At 67.8% G+C, this 16,821-nt stretch carries 13 protein-coding genes; 4 read left to right on the top strand and 9 right to left on the bottom strand.

Annotated features, from left to right (window positions below; translation table 11 throughout):
* Window positions 1-35: 35 nt before the first annotated feature.
* Together AC3IR9_RS02065 and AC3IR9_RS02060 are read left to right on the top strand one after the other, a co-directional pair.
* On the top strand, window positions 36-560 hold the full coding sequence (locus AC3IR9_RS02065; protein ID WP_489293720.1) for a hypothetical protein: 525 nt from the start codon (window positions 36-38) through the stop codon (window positions 558-560).
* A 74-nt stretch (window positions 561-634) separates the two neighbouring features.
* Window positions 635-1,204, top strand: coding sequence for a queuosine precursor transporter (locus AC3IR9_RS02060; protein WP_489293719.1), 570 nt, complete (start codon window positions 635-637; stop codon window positions 1,202-1,204).
* Between the two features lie 48 nt (window positions 1,205-1,252).
* On the opposite strand, the gene glnE is transcribed toward AC3IR9_RS02060, so the two are convergent.
* The gene (gene glnE / locus AC3IR9_RS02055) at window positions 1,253-4,072 is read right to left on the bottom strand and encodes a bifunctional [glutamate--ammonia ligase]-adenylyl-L-tyrosine phosphorylase/[glutamate--ammonia-ligase] adenylyltransferase (protein WP_489293718.1); all 2,820 of its coding nucleotides are present in this window, start codon (window positions 4,070-4,072) and stop codon (window positions 1,253-1,255) included.
* A 370-nt stretch (window positions 4,073-4,442) separates the two neighbouring features.
* On the opposite strand from glnE, the gene scpC reads away from it, so the two are divergent.
* Together scpC and AC3IR9_RS02045 are read left to right on the top strand one after the other, a co-directional pair.
* Complete coding sequence (gene scpC, locus AC3IR9_RS02050; RefSeq protein WP_489293717.1) at window positions 4,443-5,957, top strand: succinyl-CoA:acetate CoA-transferase ScpC; 1,515 nt, start codon at window positions 4,443-4,445, stop codon at window positions 5,955-5,957.
* A gap of 103 nt (window positions 5,958-6,060) precedes the next feature.
* Window positions 6,061-7,295 (top strand): IS3 family transposase gene (locus AC3IR9_RS02045; RefSeq protein WP_489291031.1). Its coding sequence is split into 2 segments (ribosomal slippage): window positions 6,061-6,412 and window positions 6,412-7,295, totalling 1,236 coding nucleotides; the frame shifts between segments, so codons are not numbered across the junction.
* A 217-nt stretch (window positions 7,296-7,512) separates the two neighbouring features.
* On the opposite strand, the gene hglS is transcribed toward AC3IR9_RS02045, so the two are convergent.
* The 8 genes from hglS to AC3IR9_RS02005 form a co-directional block, all read right to left on the bottom strand.
* A complete protein-coding gene (gene hglS, locus AC3IR9_RS02040; RefSeq protein ID WP_489293716.1) occupies window positions 7,513-8,880 on the bottom strand; it encodes a 2-oxoadipate dioxygenase/decarboxylase HglS in 1,368 nt (455 codons plus the stop codon).
* 109 nt (window positions 8,881-8,989) lie between these two features.
* Window positions 8,990-9,535, bottom strand: coding sequence for a hypothetical protein (locus AC3IR9_RS02035; protein ID WP_489293715.1), 546 nt, complete (start codon window positions 9,533-9,535; stop codon window positions 8,990-8,992).
* 31 nt (window positions 9,536-9,566) lie between these two features.
* Window positions 9,567-10,316 (bottom strand): HAD family hydrolase, encoded by a 750-nt coding sequence (locus AC3IR9_RS02030; protein WP_489293714.1) that lies wholly within the window; start codon window positions 10,314-10,316, stop codon window positions 9,567-9,569.
* A gap of 171 nt (window positions 10,317-10,487) precedes the next feature.
* Window positions 10,488-10,907, bottom strand: a complete 420-nt coding sequence (locus AC3IR9_RS02025) for an EF-hand domain-containing protein (RefSeq protein WP_489293713.1) — start codon at window positions 10,905-10,907, stop codon at window positions 10,488-10,490.
* Window positions 10,908-11,125: 218 nt separating this feature from the next.
* Window positions 11,126-11,503, bottom strand: a complete 378-nt coding sequence (locus tag AC3IR9_RS02020; protein WP_489293711.1) for a hypothetical protein — start codon at window positions 11,501-11,503, stop codon at window positions 11,126-11,128.
* A gap of 58 nt (window positions 11,504-11,561) precedes the next feature.
* Entirely contained in the window at window positions 11,562-12,293 is a 732-nt protein-coding gene (locus AC3IR9_RS02015; RefSeq protein WP_489293710.1) for a M15 family metallopeptidase, read from the bottom strand.
* A complete protein-coding gene (locus AC3IR9_RS02010; RefSeq protein WP_489293709.1) occupies window positions 12,247-13,809 on the bottom strand; it encodes a serine hydrolase in 1,563 nt (520 codons plus the stop codon). The genes AC3IR9_RS02015 and AC3IR9_RS02010 overlap by 47 nt, the downstream gene beginning before the upstream one ends.
* Before the next feature lie 4 nt (window positions 13,810-13,813).
* The gene (locus tag AC3IR9_RS02005) at window positions 13,814-16,813 is read right to left on the bottom strand and encodes a TonB-dependent receptor (RefSeq protein ID WP_489293707.1); all 3,000 of its coding nucleotides are present in this window, start codon (window positions 16,811-16,813) and stop codon (window positions 13,814-13,816) included.
* Window positions 16,814-16,821 lie beyond the last annotated feature (8 nt).

Here is a 16,821-nt window from a genome sequence, read left to right as displayed (position 1 = left end):
CCACTGCGCCATCGCGCGCGCACCGGAACGGCCGCATGACACGTACTTCTTCGCTTGCCCTGGCGCCGCTGCTGGCGCTGACCCTGGTTGCCGCCAGCGCGCCGGCCTCGGCGCAGAACCTGCGGCGTGCGTCGCCGGTGACCAGCAGCGTGTTGTTGACCTCCACGGTGAGCCTGGCGGTGATTGCCGCGCCGGTATGGCTGAGCGCGCTGGGGGTAAGCGAGGTGCATGACGCCTCGATGCCGCACAACCGCGCCGCACGGGCCGCCAGAAAGAAGGCAGGCGCGCTGCCGCCGCTGACCGTGGAGCGCGTGGCGCAACAGCCCGATGGCGGCTACCGGGTGGACCTGAAGAATCCGCAGGCGCCCGATGCACTGGCGGTGGTGGAATGGCCGGCACGTGCCGACAACCCGGCTGCCGGGGTGAAGGTGGGCGATGTGCTGGAGTTCACCCCCACGCCGGCCGGCGCCGGCTGGACCGTGGCCGCCGCCGATGGCACCGCGCTGGCCTTCCTGCCCACCGGCGATGCGGCCGCTAGCAGCATGAGCGAACGCTTCTAGATGAACCGGCTCCGGTGGCCCTGCGCCGCCGGAGCCGGGATAATCCGCCGCTTCGCTGACTTTCCCGGTGCGCCATGTCTGTGCGTCCTTCGATCACGTTTGCCCCGTTGACCCTGCGCGCGCTGCTGCTGGCGGTGCTGGCCATGGGCGCGGTGGTGCTGGGCAGCAACGTGCTGGTGATGTACCCGATCAACGATTGGTTGACCTGGGGGGCCTTCAGCTATCCGGTGGCGTTTCTGGTCAGCAACCTGATCAACCGCCGCTTTGGGCCGCAGGCCGCGCGCAAGGTGGCGTGGGCCGGGTTCGCGCTGGCGGTGCTGTTGTCGATCTGGATTGCGACCCCGCGCATTGCGGTGGCCTCGTGCCTGGCCTTCATTGCCGCGCAGCTGCTGGATATCACCGTGTTCGACCGGCTGCGCCGCGGGCATTGGTGGCGCGCGCCGATGGTGGCCACCACCTGCAGCGCGACGCTGGATACGACGATTTTCTGGAGCATCGCCTTTGCCGGGTCCAGCCTGCCGTGGGTGAGCTGGGCGGCCGGCGACCTGGCGGTGAAGCTGACCATCGGGGTGTTCCTGCTGGCGCCGTTCCGGGCGTTGTTGTGGCGCATGGCACCGGTGCGTGCCGACAACAGCAGCCGGTAGCGCCGGGTCTCTGCCCGGCGACCGCGCGCAGCGCTGGCCTGTGCCGCGCTACGCGGGTGTCGCCTGGAACGGCAGGCCGGCCGCTTCGCACGCGGCGCTGATCACTGCGCGCGCGTCTTCCAATGCGGGTGTGGGTGCAGCCAGGCGGGGCCGCCGGTCCAACGTGCAGGCCAGGCCCACGTCGAGCAGCGCGGCGTGCGCGTCATGCAGACCGGCGCGGGTGCCGCCGGGGAGCCAGGCGATGTCGGCCAGGGCGTCGATCAGGCGCGGGGTGTCACGCGGGTCCAGCACCTGCGGGTGGCTGCCAGCACTGTCGAGCACGCCGGTCTGCAGCAGGAATTCGAGATCGACCACGCCCCCGGCGCCCTGTTTGAGATCCAGCCGCGCCGCATCGCTGCGGTCCAGCTCGGCGCGCATGCGCGCGCGCATCTTGAGCACGTCGGTGTACAGCACTGCGTTGTCGCGCGGGCGTGCAAGGGTGGCCGCGCGGACCTGTTCAAAATCGCCCAGCAAGGTGGCGTCGCCGGCGATGCCGCGCGCGCGCACCAGTGCCTGGTGTTCCCAGGTCCACGCACGCTCGCGCTGGTACTCGGTATAGCTGGCCAGCGAGGACACCAGCGCGCCCTTGCCGCCATCGGGGCGCAGGCGCACGTCGATGTCGTACAGGCGGCCGGCGGCAGTGACCGCGCCCAGCAAGGCCATCACCTTCTGCGCCAGGCGCGCGTACCAGCGGCCGGGGTCGAGCGGGCGCGGGCCGTCGCTGCCCTCCTGGTCGGCGGGGTGGTCGTGCAGGAACACCAGGTCCAGGTCTGAACCGAACCCCAGCTCCAGCCCGCCAAGGCTGCCGTAGCCGATGATCGCAAAGCGCCCGCCGCCAATCACCCCATGCGCGCGCTGCATGTCCGCCTGCACCATCGCCAACGCGGTGACCACCACGGCCTGGGCCAGTTCGGCCAGTTGGCGGGTGCTGTCCACTGCGCGCTGGCGGCCATCCAGCGTGGCCAGGGCCATGCGGAAGCTGAGCGCCAGCCGGGTTTCGTTGAGCATGCGCAGCGCCGCTTCGGGGTCGTCGACGGCCAGCGCGGCATCGCACTCGGCCTGCATGCCGGCCGCGTCGGGCATCGGCCCGGACACGCGCACGTCGAGCAGTTCGTCCAGCAGCAACGGGTAGGCGGCCAGGCGCTCGGCGAGCAGCGCGCTGCGCGCAAGCACGTCGACCAGGCGGGCCAGTGCGCTGGGTTGTTCGTCGAGCAGGGCCAGGTAACTGGTGCGGCGCAGGATGGCCTGCAGCAGGCCGAGCACGCGTTTGAGCGCGGCATCGGGGTGCGGCGAGCGGGTGGCGGCGTGCAGCAGCGCCGGCAGCACGCGGTCCAGGCGCGCACGGGCCGTGTCGGACAGCGACTTGACCCCGAGCGACTGGGCAAACTCGCGCAGCGACTGGTCGGCGCTGACCGGGTCGTGGAAGCCGGCCGTGGCCAGCACGTCGGCACTGCCATCGTCGGGCAGGCCACGCCAGTAACTGGCCAGTGCATCGGGCGCGGCCTGGCCGCGGCGCGGGGCCAGCAGCGCGCCGAATTCGGTGCTGACACGGTCGCGCTGGACGTCGAGTGCGGCGACCAGCGCGTCCCAATCGGCGTAGCCCAGGCCGCTGGCGATGCGCAGGCGGTCGATGGGATCGGTGGGCAGTGCGTGGGTCTGCGCGTCGCGCAGCATCTGCAGGCGGTTCTCCAGCGTGCGCAGGAACGCATAGGCGTGCAGCAGGTCCTGGCCATCGGTGGCGGCCATCTGCCCGCAGGCAACCAGCGCCGGCAACGCGTGCAGCAGGCGGCGCTCGCGTAGGCTGGCTTCGCGGCCGCCGCGGATCAACTGCAGGGCCTGCGCAAGGAACTCGATTTCGCGGATGCCGCCGGGGCCACGCTTGATGTCATCCAACATCTCGCGGCGGGAGACTTCGGCGGTGATGGCCGCCTTCATGTCGCGCAGGCCGTCGAGCGCGGTGAAGTCGAGGTAGCGGCGGTACACGAACGGGCGCAGGGTCTGCAGCCAGGCTTCGCCGGCGTCGATGTCGCCGGCCACCGCGCGCGCCTTCAACCAGGCATAGCGCTCCCAGTCGCGGCCTTCGCGCTGGAAGTACTGGTCCATGCCGGTGAACGACAGCGCCACCCGGCCGGCACTGCCGAACGGTCGCAGGCGCAGGTCGACGCGGTGGCTGAAGCCGTCCACGGTGGTTTCATCCAGCAGGCGGGCCAGGCGCTGGCCGAGCCGGGCGAAATACTCCTCGGCCGCCAATGGGCGCGCGCCGTCGGATTCGCCGCCCTGCGGGTAGGCGTAGACCAGGTCGACATCGGAACTGAAGTTGAGTTCGCCGCCACCGAGCTTGCCCAGCCCGAATACCACCAGTTGCTGGGCGCTGCCGTCGCTGGCGCGGACCACGCCATGGCGGCTGGCGAATTCCTGTTCGAGCGCGGCCAGGCCGATGCCCAGGCAGTGCTCGGCCAGCGCGGTGGCACCGGCCAGCGTGGCCGGCACATCATCCAATCCGGCCAGATCGCGCCAGATCAGCCGGGTGGAGGCGGCGGTGCGATAGCGACGCAGGCGCTGCGGCCAGTCGCTGGGCTGTTGCCGGTCCAGCTCGGGCAGCGGCAGCGGCGGGCAGTCCGGCTGGGCCAGGTGCGACAACAGGGCCGGCTGGCGGCACAGGGTGTCGATGGCGAAATCACTGGTGATGGCCAGTTCGCGCAGGCGGTCGAGCAGGTCCGGGGACGGTGGCCAGTGGCCGCTGTCGGCCAGCGACAGGGCCAGCCGCGCCAGTGCGCGGTCAACCAGGGGAACGAGGGCGGCGGGGACGGCATCGGCAGGAATCGGCATGACGCGATTATGCCGTGCCGACGTAGCGCCGCCGGAAAAAGGCGTGTTCATCGGTTGGCCGTACTGCCCAGGCGCGTATCGACGCGCTGTACCCACGGGCGCCCCGATGTCCGGAGGCCAGGCAATAAAAAGCCCGCTTGCAGCGAACTGCCAGCGGGCTCTGCTCCCTCCCCCACGTCGGGATGCAGGTCGATCTTCTAGGGTCGGCGGGCAACTTGCACGCTGCACTGCAAAAAAAATTCACCCGCCGCGAACGTGGGAAAAGCTGAACAGGGGCCGGCGGTGGCCGACAACGCCATCCCACCTTGGTCGCACACCCCGCAGGGCGTGGATCGCCGATAATGCAGGTCCCCCCAGAAACGTTGTCGCCATGTCTGTCGATCGCATTGCCAACGCGCGTCTGCGTGACCGCGTTGTGTCCGCTGAAGCCGCCGCCGCCCTGATCCAGCCGGGTGAAACCGTCGCCATGAGCGGCTTTACCGGTTCAGGTTATCCCAAGGCGGTACCGGTGGCGCTGGCCCAGCGCATCGAAGCGGTGCACGCGCAGGGCCTGCCGTTCCAGATCAGCCTGATGACCGGCGCATCGACCGCGCCGGAGCTGGACGGCGCGCTGGCCAAGGCCGACGGCATCGCCATGCGCATGCCGTTCCAGAGCGACCCCGATGCGCGCAACCGCATCAACGAGGGCAAGCTGGATTACATCGACATCCACCTCAGCCACGTCGCCCAGCACGTGTGGTTCGGCTTCTATGGCGAGATCGACACGGCGGTGATCGAGGTCTCGGCGATCCGTGAAGACGGTTCGTTGGTGCCGTCCACCTCGGTGGGCAACAACAAGACCTGGCTGGACCTGGCCAAGAAGGTGATCGTCGAGGTCAACGCGTGGCAGCCGGCCGGCGTGGAGGGCATGCACGACATCTATTACGGCACCGCGCTGCCGCCGCACCGCAAGCCGATTCCGCTGGTGCACGGCAACGACCGCATCGGCGAGACCGCGCTGCGCTGCGACCCGGACAAGATCGTGGCGGTGGTGCGCACCAACGGCCCGGACCGCAACAGCCCGTTCAGCCCGATCGATGCCACCAGTGAGCAGATCGCCGCGCACCTGATCGAGTTCCTCAAGCACGAGGTGGCCCGGGGACGGTTGCCGGCCAACCTGCTGCCGCTGCAGTCGGGCGTGGGCAATATTCCCAATGCGGTGCTGGCCGGGCTGGGCAAGAGTGGCTTCCGTGACCTGAGCGCGTTCACCGAGGTGATCCAGGACGGCATGCTGGACCTGCTGCGCGACGGGGTGTTGAGCTATGCCTCGTGCACCGGGTTCGCGCTGAGCCCGCAGGCCAACGAGACGTTCAAGGAGCACATCGATTTCTACCGCGAGCGCATCATCATGCGCACCCAGGAAATCTCCAACCATCCCGAGCTGGTGCGCCGGCTGGGCTGCATCGGCATGAACGGGATGATCGAGGTGGATCTGTACGGCAACGTCAATTCCACCCATGTGATGGGCAGCCGGATCATGAATGGCATCGGTGGCTCGGGCGATTTCGCACGCAACGGGTTCCTGTCGGCATTCCTGAGCCCGTCCACGGCCAAGAACGGCAGCATTTCGGCGATCGTGCCGATGGTCAGCCATGTGGACCACACCGAGCACGATGTGTCGGTGATCGTGACCGAACAGGGCCTGGCCGACCTGCGCGGGCTGACCCCACGCAAGCGCGCCCGGGTGGTGATCGACAACTGCGCGCACCCGGATTTCCGCGATCAGCTCAACGATTATTTCGAGCGCGCCAGCCGCGACAGTTACGGCAAGCACACCCCGCACCTGTTGCCCGAGGCGCTGTCGTGGCACCAGCGCTGGCTGGACACCGGCACGATGAAGGCATGATGGGTTGAATGCGAAAACGCCGGGCACAAACCCGGCGTTTTTGTTGGTGGTGACCCGTCCTGAATTGAGTTGACACCTTTTCCCACAGGAAGAGGAATGTTCAATGAATTCAACAATCAGGCGCAGCCAGCGGGATTACTCGCTGGCCTTCAAGTTGTCGGTGGTGGACCAGGTCGAGCGTGGGGAGCTGACCTACAAGCAGGCCCAGGAGCGCTACGGAATCCAAGGACGGAGCACCGTGCTGTCGTGGCTTCGGCGACATGGTCGGCAAGACTGGTCAGGTGGGGCATCATCTGCCCCCATGACCACAGCTCCCAAGTCCGGAACGGCCAAGCCGCTGACACCGGAACAACAGATCAAAGTCCTGCAGGTTCAGCTGCGGGAGGCGACCGAGAAGGCGCAGCTTTTCGAGGCCATCGTGGATGTGCTCAAGGAAGACTACGGGGTGCGCATCGTAAAAAAGCCTTCCGGCAAGTCCTCACGCAAAGGCGCCTCCAAGGCGTAAGCGTGGCAAGGGCTTGCCGGCATTTTGGTATCAGTCGCCAAGCGTACTATCAGGCAGGCCATCGTCAGCAGCGGCAATTGGCCGACGGTGCTCGGGCGCTCGCGCTGGTAGGTGGCTATCGAGCGCGCCAGCCGCGCATCGGCACGCGCAAGCTGCATCATCTGATTGGACCGACGCTTCAAGCATCGGGAGTGGCAATGGGGCGCGACCGTCTGTTTGGCGTCCTTCGTGATGCCCGGCTGCTGGTCCCCATGCGGCGGGCGTACCACAAGACGACCGACAGCCATCACCGCTTCCGGCGGCACCCCAATCTTCTCAAGCCCGGCGAAGGGCGCGTGGTACCGACCGGCAGTGAGCAGGTCTGGGTAGCCGACATTACCTACCTGCCCACGCAGGGGAAATTTGTATACCTGAGCCTGATTACCGATGTGTGGTCGCGCAGGATCGTGGGCTGGAGCGTGCACGACACCCTGCAGACCGAACAGGTCGCCCAAGCACTGCAGATGGCGCTGAAGGAACGAAAAACGCGGCAGCAGCTGATCCATCACTCCGACCGGGGTATCCAGTACTGCTCGGACTACTACCAGAAGATCCACGCCAGGCATGGGGTGACCTGCTCGATGACCGATGGCTACGACTGCTACCAGAATGCGCTGGCCGAACGGGTCAATGGAATTTTGAAGGGCGAGTTCCTGCTGCACCGGCCTCGGGACCTGCTGCAGGCACGCCAGATGGTCGCCGAGTCGGTGGGGATCTATAACGCCGAGCGGCCGCACCTGTCGCTTAAAATGCAAACGCCCGATGCGGTGCATCGGGCGTCTCTGGCCGCCTGACGGCGGCCAGATCATCCGCCACAGGTGTCAACCTATGGCAGGACGGGTCATGGCGGGCGTGGCCAGGTGCCGTGCCGACCAACGGTCGGCACCTACCGGGTGCGGCCACCCATTGGCCGTGGCGCCCGACCCCCGGTAGGCCACGACCGTTGGTCGTGGCGCACGCGACATGGGACGCGGCAATACGCGTACCGACCACCGACCGGCACCCGCCCGGTTACCCGGTGCGCAGACTCGTCAATGACGCCTGCTGCAGGCGGTCGTAGATCGCAAACTCGTCTTCCACCGGCATGCCCAGCGCCTGTTCGAACGCGCCGCGGTTGGCGTGCGCGGTGTAGGCGCGCTGCTCTTCGCCACCCAGGTTGGACTGGAAGATGCCCGCCGCACTCACCGGCAGGAAATCCTCATAGACGATCGGGTCGGCACTGACCAGGCCGGCCGCGATCAACGCGTCGGCCGGCAGGTCGCCGATGGCGGCCGGAGTAGCGCGACCGGCGTCGGTGAGCGCGTAGCGGTAGTACCCCAGGCCTTCGCGGCGCAGGGTGTCGTGGTCATCGGGGAAGGCGGTGAACGCCGCCGCCAGCCGGGTTGGGTAATCCTGCCCGGTGCTGCCGGCGCCGCCACTGTCGCGCGCCTGGGCAAGCAGCTGGTCGTACAGCGCGCGGCCCTTGCGGGTGAGCGCCAGGCCGCGCTGTTCGATCTCACCGAAGCGCGCGGTATGGGTGCCCGCATCGCCGCTGTCACCAGAGGGGAAATGCACGGTTTCCTGCAGCGCCTTGAAGCTGGTCTGGCGCAGCAGGATCGGGCAACGACGCGGCGGCGGGCCTTCGACCACGGCCTTGGCATCGATGCCACGGGCGAGCATGCCGGCCTGCGCCGCATCGATATCCAGCGTGCGCGGGGTGAGGTGGTTGATGTGCGGGCCGCGGAAGCAGACCACGTCGGCGATCAACCGGTGCGCGTCGTGCAGCGCATGGTAGGTGGCCAGCGACACGGTGGCATCGCCATGCCAGCGGAAGGTTTCCAGTGATTCGATGACGAAGCGGCGCGCGCCTGCCTGGTCCAGCCCGCCGTCGCGCTCGGCCTGGGCGATCAATGCCAGCGCGGCATCGGTGAAGATCTGGCGCCGGGCCAGGATGCGCGCCGATTCATCGCGCAGCGCGGCGTCTTCGATCAGCTCCAGCCGCAGCAGCGAGGTGAACACGCGGAACGGGTTGTGCGCCAGCGCCTTGGCCGTGCGCGGGCGGAACGCGGTGGAATGCACCGGCACCCCGGCCACCGACAGGTCGTAATAGCCCACCGGGTGCATGCCCATCACCGCGAACAGGCGGCCCAGGGTGGCCAGCTCGTCGGCGCTGCCGACCCGGATGGCGCCATGGCGTTCCTGGTCCAGGCGGGCGCGCTCATCGTTGCGGTCGAGCTGGGCCACCAGCGCTGGATCGGCGGTGAGCACGGCATCGTTGATCTCGGCCACCAGGTCCACCAGGGTGCCGTACAGCGGCACTTCGGTGCGGTACATGGTGGACATCGCCTGGGCGAACAGGCTGCGGATATCGTCGGGTGAAACGAAACGGTCGGTGCTCATTACGTACTCGGCAACGGATCACGGGGGGAGGTACGGCAATCGCATAGTGTCGCCGAGCCCGGGCGGCACCGCGATCTGCACAGCAGCAAAGCCGCGGATGCGCGAACCGTCAAGGCCCGGGATCGGCGTGGGTGGCGCTGCGCAGGCGCTGGGCGCGATTACCGAGCTGGCGTTGCAGGGTGGCATCCAGTGTGACCGGGCGGTCCCAATGGTCGTGGCTGGCCACGATGGCGTGGCGCACGGCGCGCCAGTGCAGGTTGGTCGGCTTCACGGGCAGCTCGGCCACCACCGCTTGCCAGTGTTTGGGGCTGCCCGCTGCCGGCGTGGCGCGGGTCCAGGCCTGCACGCTGTCGCGGCACGAGCGCTGGATGGCGTGGGCCCAGAAACAGGCGAAATAGATATCGCCGGCCTGCCAGCCGTGGGTGTACATCAGCGCGGCGATGTAGCCGCGTGGCACGCCGGCATAGCGCGATACTTCATCCAGGAAGCTGTCGGGGTAGCGCTCGGCGTAATGGTTGATGTCCTGCAGCTGGCCATCCACCCAGGCATCGCCGGTATCCACGACATAGGCCTCGGATTTCTCCGCGGTCTGCTGCGCCGCTGCCGTCAGTGGCAGCAGCAACAGCAGTACCACCAGCAGCGTGCGCAGGGTCATGGGCCGATGCTGCCGCGATGCTGCATGCCGGTCAGGCCTGCGCGGCCTTGGCTTCGATGACGCGCAACGCCTGCGGCCAGTCGAAGGCGGTCGGGGCATCGACCATGCGCGGCTCGTCGTCGGCCACGCCGTGCTGGGTTTCGTGCGCCCAGGTCACCGCGTACGGGGTGTGGATGCCCCAGCCGCCGAGGGTGATCACCGGCTCGATATCCGAGCGCAGCGAATTGCCGACCATGCAGAAACGGTGGATCGGCAGGTCGAACTCTTCCAGCACGCGGGCGTAGGTTTCCGGGTCCTTCTCGGACACGATTTCGATGCGCGGGAACAGGTCGCGCAGGTTGGCGATCTTGATCTTGGCTTCCTGGTGGAACAGGTCACCCTTGGTGATCAGCACCACCGGATAATCGCGCGCGATTTCACTGACCGACTCACGCACGCCGTCGATCAGTTCCACCGGATGACGCAGGGTGTCATGGCCGATGTCCAGGATCTGCTGCAGGTCGCGCGCGGTGATCATCTGCTGGGTGATCTCGATGGCCGCTTCGACCATCGACAGGGTCATGCCTTTCACCCCGTAACCGAACACGCCGAGGTTGCGCTGCTGCACCTCCAGCAGGTGGCGCGCGGTCTGGGTGTCGTGCACGTCGATGTAGCGCGACAGGATGTCGAGATAGCCCTGCTCGGCGGTGCGGTAATAGTCTTCGCTCTTCCACAGCGTGTCGTCACCGTCAAAGCCGACCAGGCCGATGGCGCCCTGGGGCGCGGGCATGGAGGTCATCATCGGGCAAGGATAGCAACAGCGGCGGCGTCACCCAATGACATCGTCTGCCCGTTGCCCGAACCGGCGCCGGGCCGCACCTGAAAGAAGGGCGGCCTGAGCCGCCCTCCTCCCTCACTGCCGTTCACCGGTGTCCAGCGGTGTAAGGCCCTTGCCTGCTCATGGAACGCGTGTTCAGTTGCCCGGCTGTGCGCCGCTGCCACTGGCGGCCTTGCCCTGCTGGGCGGCCACGTATGCCTTGTATTCGTCCGCCGAAAGCTCGCCGTCCTTGTTGGTGTCGGCCTGGTCGAACACCTGCGCCAGGCCGGCGTTGACCTGCGACTCGGTCTTGCTGATGGTGCCGTTGCCGTCGGTGTCCACGCTGGCCCAGGTCTGGCCGCCGCCACCGTTGGCCTGCTGCGAGGCCTGGGCGGCAGCGCCGGTGGCCGAATCAGCAGCCTGCCCGGCCTGTGCCGCCGCCTGCTGGGCCTGCGCCGCCTGGTTCTGCGCCTGCGCGGCACTCTGCTGCGCGGACTGGGCCATCGCCGGGAGGGCCAGCACACTGCCGGCGGCGACGATCAGGGCGATCAGGGGCTTGCGGATGCGAATAGTCATGGGTGGTCTCCTTTGGGGATGTTGCGCGGTTCGGTTGTTTCCGCACGGCCCCACACTGCCAGCCCGTTTGTGAATCGAAATTGCGCCGCGATCGGCGTGCGCACGCGGTCTTAACCCGCTGCCCGCGCACGTGCATTACCGCACTGGTTATGTGCAGGTGAGCAGGAAGTAAGGTGTGCATTCAACCGGGTCGGATTTAACCGGATGCAAACGCAATGTCAGTCGTGGCTGGCGTTTTTTTCGCCTGAGCGGGAACTGAACAACAGCCAGCCCAGGGTCACACCGGCCAGCGCGCCGGCCACTTCGAGAACCACCCGCGAGCCCAGTTCGTTCGGATCGTGGATGGTGCTCAGGAACAACCGCGCATACAACGGCGACTCCAACCGCATCATGCCCATGTAGAACAGCTTCCAGGCATCGATACCGGCCGAGCCCGCCACCGCGATCACGCACGACCAGCCGATCGCATGCCCAACCGACCCGCCCAGCCAGCGGCACAGGCGGTGCCACAGCGCGTACACCAGCAGCCCCACCAGCAGGGCGATCAGGCCCGCTTCGAGGGTTCCGAGCAATCCAAAGTGCAGCGGCAGGTTCATCGGGGTCCGGGCGGGCGGTCAGCCCACAGTGTAGCGGCCCGCCTTGCCGGCACGCCGGTCAATGCACCGGTACGTCGTAGGCGGTGTGCGGGTCTGGCTCGGGGCGCAGGCTGTAATGCCACCATTCCAGCGCGTAGTTGGCAAAGCCGTGGCGGGCCATCGCCTGCACCAGCCGCTGGCGATTGTCGCGCTGGGTGGCAGTGATGTCCGGGGCATCGGTATGCGCGCGCGTGCCGAAGAAATCGAAGTCGGTGCCCATGTCCAGCGCGGTGCAGGCGCCACTGCGGCAGTCGAGCAGGGTCAGGTCGACGGTGGCGGCGCGGCTGTGGCCGGAGGTTTCGGCGATGTAGACGCCGAGCAGCGCGGGCTTGTCCAGGTCGGGATACTGCAGCGCCTTGCGGGAGTGTTCGGCCGGGTCGTGCGCCCAGGCGACGAACGCACGCACCGACTGCACCGGGCGGTAGCAGTCGAACAGCCGCAGGGCGAAGCCGGTGCTGCGCAGCTCGGCTTCAACTGCCGCCAATGCGGTCGCGGCAGGCTCCAGCAGGTAGCACCGGGGCGCGTCGTAGCCCGGCACGCGGTGGCCGGTGAAGTTGTCGGTGCCGGCATAGCGGATGTCCAGCGCAATGCCCGGCGCGAGGCTGCCGATGTCCACCAGCCCGGCCTCGGCGGGGGTGTGCGCCGGAGATACCTGCACCGGCTGGGCCACCGCAGCGCCCGCCAGGGCCAGCAGCAGCGCGACGCTACGGGCAATCGCCGATGCGGGTGAACTGCAGGTCCTGGTAGTCATAGCTGAAGTCGATATCCGGGTCGATGGCGCGCAGGGTGAGCGTGGGCGGCGCGCCCGGCTGCACCTGCAACCAGGGCTCGGCGTCGGTACCGAGCGTATCCCACTGCACCAGCCAGCGCTCGCCCAGCTGCATGACGCGACCGCGCAACAGCGGGGATTTGTCCACGCTGAAGCGCAGGTGCCCCTCTTGCATGCAGAGCCGGGCATCGCCCAGCCAGGGATCGCGATAGCGGCCCTGCCACGCGGCAGTGGCGTGCCGGTCGGCGGGGCGGCGTGCGCGCGTATCCGGGCGCACGTGGCCGGCGGCCGTGCGCTGCTGCTGGTCCTGCGCCAGCAGGCGCGCGTAATCGAGCACGCCGCGGCCCTCGGAGGGCGCAGTGAAATGCTTGAGCGCGGCCTGCATCAACACCGTGCGGGCGTCTTCAGCGTCGCCGTTGATCAATATCACCACACCGATGTGGCGGTCCGGCAACAGCGCCAGCGAGGAGTACATGCCCGACAGCGTGCCGGTGTGCGCCACCTTCCATTGCCCGTCCATGTCCGACAACCGCCAGCCGTAGCCATAGGCGGAAAAATGCGCGGTGTCCCACTGCCGCTGCCGTTCACCCAATGGCATCGGCATGTGCGCGGTCCACAACGCGCGACGCTGGGTGGCACTGAGCCAGCCCGGCACCCGCGCCGGGTCCAGCAGCACCTGCATCCAGCGGGTCATGTCCGCAAGGCTGCAGCGGATGCCCCCGGCCGCCATCGAGGTGAGGTCCGGGCTGGTGCCGCCGTCACTGCCGACGCGCACGTTGTGCCCGCCGGTCCGGGCATGCGGCTGGGCCACGTTGCCCACCTGCGTTACCGACCAGGCGCCCACCTGGCAGCGGTCCATGCCCAGCGGCACGAACACCTCCTCGCGCAGCAACTGGTCATACGGTTTGCCGCCTGCCGCAGCGGCCACTTCGCCGGCCACCACGTACATCAGGTTGTCGTAGGCATAGCCGCTGCGGAAGCTGGTGACCGGCTTGAGGTGGGCCAGCCCGGCAAGGATGTCCTGGCGGGTGTAGCGGTTGGGCTCGGGCCAGAGCATCAGGTCGCCCGCGCCCAGGCCCAGCCCGCTGTTGTGGATGAGCAGGTCGCGCACCTGCATGTGCTGGGTGACCCACGCATCGTGCATGCGGAACTGCGGCAGGTACTGGATCACCGGGTCGTCCCAGTGCAGCAGGCCACGGTCGACCAGGCGCGCCAGCAGTGCGGCGGTCATCGCCTTGCTGTTGGAGGCGATCTTGAACAGGGTGTCGGCATCGATGGGCTCGCCCGTGCCGACGCGGCGCTCTCCCGCGCTGCGCTGATACACCACCTGGCCGTCGGCCACCACGGCCATCGCCAGGCCCGGCAGCGCATAGTGCTGCCGGGCCTGCTCGAACATCGCGTCGAACGGTTGCGGTTGCAGCGGCGCGGCGCTGATGCTGGCGGCCATCGCAAGGCCCGCCAGCACCGCCAGTGACGCCCGTGGCGTGAGGCCGCTCATGCCATCAGTAGTTCCAGGTCACGCTGAGCTGGGCGTAGCGCGGCGACTGGAACCCGGTGCCGTAGCCGTACATCGGGTTGGGCGTGCCGATGCTGTCCTGCGGTTCGTAGTCCTGGTCCACCGAGACGGTGCGCTGCTGGTTGAGCACGTTGTACACGGCCAGCTTGATGTTGATGTCCAGCGGTACCGGCACCTTGTAGGCCACGCTCATGTCCAGGTCATAGGTCCACGGCGTGCGGCCATCGCCACCGCGCGGGGAGTGCACGTACTGGCGCTCGGACGCCACCGTGGACAGGCAGTTGGCCACGCATACGTAGTAGCTGTGGAAGTCGGTATCGTCGAACGGATTGCCGGCGCCGAAGCGGGTGATCGGGCTGCCCGACTGGATGCCCAGGGTGGCGGCCACGGTGAGGTTCTCGGTGAGCGCGTAGCTGCCACGGAACTTGAACTGGTGGCGGCGATCATTGGCCAGGTAGCCGTAGCCGCGATAGTTCACCCACGGGTTGTCGAAGTTCTCGGTGCGCCCCGAATCGGCAAAATCGGTATCGGAGTTAACCGGGCCTTCGGCGTTGCCGCGGCCGTAGGCCAGCGTGTAGGAGGCATTGAAGCCCCACTTGCCGTCCCAGGCGCGGTCCACCTGCAGTTCCAGCGCCTTGTAGTCGCGCTTGGGCTTGACCCAGCCGCGCTGGCCGACGTAGTTGCCGTCATCGTCGTACAGCGCCCAGCCTTCGCGCGAGGTGTCGATGTCGATCCAGGCGTCGTTGCTGCCATCGCAGTTGCTGTCGCCCCACACCGTGTTGGTACGGCCGGGGTTGCCCATGATCCACACCCCGTCCACCGCACCGCATTGGCCGGTGGCGGTGATGTTCATGTCGTCGATGGCGTTCTGCAGGCGCCGATAGGTCACGCTGGCGCCCACCGACCACGACTCGCTCAGCATGTGCTGGAAGCCGAGGATGGCCTCGTCCTGGTACACCGGGTCCATGTCGCGGTTCACCTCGGCGCGCAGGTCCGGCACGCTGCCGTCGCCCTGCGAGTTGTCCACCGGGCCGATCTGCCCGCCCAGGCCCGGCACGTTGTTGTCCGCACCGGAATAGCCGAGGAACTCGTACCAGGTGCGCTCATCCAGGAAGCCGCCGGCCTGCTTGATGTTGATCACGTTGGCCACCGGCAGGTAGTAGCGCCCCAGGTTGCCGAACAGCTTGGTGGTGCCATCGCCGCGGATGTCCCAGGAGAAGCCCAGGCGCGGGGCGATCATGTTGTCGATCTTGATGTAGCTGTCGCCGCCGCCGCCCTTGTTGTCGAAGCCCTCCATGCGTGCGCCGATGTTCAGCAGGAAATTCGGGGTGACCTGCCAGTTGTCTTCCAGGTAGTAGGCCGAGTTGATGGTTTCAAACGAGCCGGCCACTTCATAGCGGCGGGTACGCACCACTTGGCCACTGGCCGGTGCCACCCCGCCATTGAGCGAGCTGCCGGGCGTGCGGTAGTACACGTCGTAGCGCAGGCCACCGGGGCCGGGATAGGCGCGCTCGTAGTCGGAGGTGTTCTCTTCGCGGTCCAGGCCGAAGCGCAGCAGGTGGTCGCCGATGGACCATTCAAAATCGGCGCGGGCGGCCTTGCGCGTGTCCAGCGCCGATTCCAGCTGCGCACTGCTGGTGCAGCTGCGGTCGCCCTGCAGCGCGGTGGGCACGCCCTGGCTGGCGGTGCGGTTGTCGAACACGCGGTTGCAGTTCTGGTCCATCAGGCTGCTCTGCGAGCGGTTGCGCTTGTTCTCGCCGTACATCAGCTTCATGGTCAGGTCGTTGTTGACCTGCCAGCTGTAGGTGCCCGACCAGTTCTTGCCACCCACGGTGTTGTAGATCTGGTTGGTGCGATCGCCCACGGCCCGGCCGGTGTCGTAGTCGTAGCGGTAGACGTCGGTGATGGTGTCGCTTTTGTCGGAAAACCCGAACAGCGACAGCATCTGGTTGTCGGTGATCTGCCAGTCCAGCTTGCCGCCCCAGAACGGGTCATCGGCGGTGCCACGGCTGAGCACGGCGCCGGCGTCGTTGGTCGAATTGGGTTTGTAGTCGCGCGCTTCGTACATGCCGAAGAAGAACAGCTTGTCCTGCACCAGCGCACCGGAGGCGAACACGTTCAGCGCGCTGCGCGAGTAGTCGTCGCTGCTGGCGGTGATGTAGCGGCTGCCGTCGCCGTCATAGCGGTCGCGGGCCTGCGACTGCCACGCGCGCGGCTCCAGCACCAGTTCGGCACCGGCCTTGAAATCGTTGCTGCCCGAGCGGGTCACCGCGTTGATGACGCCACCGGTGCTGCGCCCGAACTCCACCGAATAGCCGCCGGTCTTGACCTGGAACTCCTGGTAGAAGCCGAACGGCACCGAAGAGAAGCCGACCCGGTTGTAGAAGTCGGTGACGTTCAGGCCATTGATGTAGACCGTGTTCTCGGCCACCGAGGAGCCGCCGAAGGAGACCCCCTGCCCGCCCAGCGAGCCCTTGCCCTTGACCGCGCCCGGCGCCAGCAGCGCCACGGCGGTGATGTCACGGTCCACCGGCAGGCGCGAGAGTTCTTCGCGGGTGATATTGGTGGCCGATTCGGTGGACTTCACATCCACCATCGACACCACCTGCGGCGCGCGCACTTCCACTACGCCCAGCGTGCTCACCCCACTGACCGGCACGTTCACCGTGGTGGCGCTGCCCAGCCCGACGTTGACCTGGCCCACGCGCGCCGGAGCGCCCCCGGCGACGGCCACTTCCAGCTCATAGGTGCCCACCGGCAACAGCGGGATGCGGTAGCTGCCGTTGGCTTCGGCGCGTACCGAGCGCACAAAGCCGGTGGACGGGTTGCGTACCGTCACCGTGGCATTGGTCAGTTGCTGGCCCGGCTCGGTCAGCAGTTTGCCGACCACCGCGCCGTCCTGGGCCATCGCCGCCGGTGCCAGCGTGCCCAGGCACGCTCCCAATGCGACGCACAGCGCCGCCCGCTTCAACCTGTTCGTGTTCATTCCCTGCT

The organism is Stenotrophomonas sp. GL_101 (genome assembly GCF_057835675.1).
This window is presented reverse-complemented; position numbering and strand designations above follow the sequence as displayed.

Bases quoted from the DNA above. Each gene is read 5' to 3' on its own strand.
- scpC (WP_489293717.1), top strand. From the start codon at position 4,443: ATGTCTGTCGATCGCATTGCCAACGCGCGTCTGCGTGACCGCGTTGTG.
- AC3IR9_RS02005 (WP_489293707.1), bottom strand. From the start codon at position 16,813: ATGAACACGAACAGGTTGAAGCGGGCGGCGCTGTGCGTCGCATTGGGA.
- AC3IR9_RS02060 (WP_489293719.1), top strand. From the start codon at position 635: ATGTCTGTGCGTCCTTCGATCACGTTTGCCCCGTTGACCCTGCGCGCG.
- AC3IR9_RS02065 (WP_489293720.1), top strand. From the start codon at position 36: ATGACACGTACTTCTTCGCTTGCCCTGGCGCCGCTGCTGGCGCTGACC.
- hglS (WP_489293716.1), bottom strand. From the start codon at position 8,880: ATGAGCACCGACCGTTTCGTTTCACCCGACGATATCCGCAGCCTGTTC.
- AC3IR9_RS02015 (WP_489293710.1), bottom strand. From the start codon at position 12,293: ATGACTACCAGGACCTGCAGTTCACCCGCATCGGCGATTGCCCGTAGC.
- AC3IR9_RS02035 (WP_489293715.1), bottom strand. From the start codon at position 9,535: ATGACCCTGCGCACGCTGCTGGTGGTACTGCTGTTGCTGCTGCCACTG.
- AC3IR9_RS02020 (WP_489293711.1), bottom strand. From the start codon at position 11,503: ATGAACCTGCCGCTGCACTTTGGATTGCTCGGAACCCTCGAAGCGGGC.
- AC3IR9_RS02030 (WP_489293714.1), bottom strand. From the start codon at position 10,316: ATGATGACCTCCATGCCCGCGCCCCAGGGCGCCATCGGCCTGGTCGGC.
- AC3IR9_RS02010 (WP_489293709.1), bottom strand. From the start codon at position 13,809: ATGAGCGGCCTCACGCCACGGGCGTCACTGGCGGTGCTGGCGGGCCTT.
- glnE (WP_489293718.1), bottom strand. From the start codon at position 4,072: ATGCCGATTCCTGCCGATGCCGTCCCCGCCGCCCTCGTTCCCCTGGTT.
- AC3IR9_RS02025 (WP_489293713.1), bottom strand. From the start codon at position 10,907: ATGACTATTCGCATCCGCAAGCCCCTGATCGCCCTGATCGTCGCCGCC.